This window comes from Mycobacterium sp. 1245499.0, assembly GCF_001673615.1.
Classification (GTDB): domain Bacteria; phylum Actinomycetota; class Actinomycetes; order Mycobacteriales; family Mycobacteriaceae; genus Mycobacterium; species Mycobacterium europaeum_A.
The window spans coordinates 1-575 of the sequence record NZ_LZMG01000410.1 but is presented as its reverse complement, the minus strand read 5'-3'; the positions used below and the strand labels follow the sequence as shown (position 1 = coordinate 575).

The following is a 575-nucleotide window of genomic DNA, read 5'->3' as shown; positions in this document are numbered from 1 at the left end:
GCGACGGTGGGTGCCTCGAACAGGGATCGGACGGTGAGGTCGGCGTCCAGTTCGGTATTCACGGCCGAGACGAGCCGCATTGCCGAGAGTGAGTCGCCGCCGAGGTGGAAGAAGGAGTCGTCGATGCCGACGCGTTCGACACCCAGGATGTGGGCGTAGATGCCGGCCAGGATGTCTTCGAGGGCGGTCCGTGGGGCGCGGTAGTTATCGCCCTGGTAGTCCGGGGCGGGCAAAGCGCGGGTGTCGAGTTTGCCGTTGAGCGTCAACGGCAACGCCTCGAGCACCACCACCGCCGCGGGCACCATATAGGGAGGGAGCCGCTGACCCAACCGGGCCCGAATATCGGCGGGGTCAGCGGCTCCAGTCACATAGCCGACGAGACGCCTCTCGCCGGCCTGGTCTTCGCGGACGACGACCGCGGCTTGCTGCACGCCGTCCAATTCGGTGAGCGCGGTGCGGATTTCGCCCAACTCGATGCGATACCCACGCACCTTGACCTGCTCATCGGCGCGCCCCCGATACCGCAACTGCCCATCGGGACCCCAGCACACCAGATCCCCAGTGCGATACATACG

The 575-nt window shown here is 66.6% G+C and carries 1 protein-coding gene; it reads right to left on the bottom strand.

The genetic code is table 11. From position 1 onward, the window contains the following. Positions 1–575 (bottom strand): phosphopantetheine-binding protein (locus A5646_RS25790; protein WP_156765715.1); only part of this gene is annotated, 575 nt, incomplete at both ends.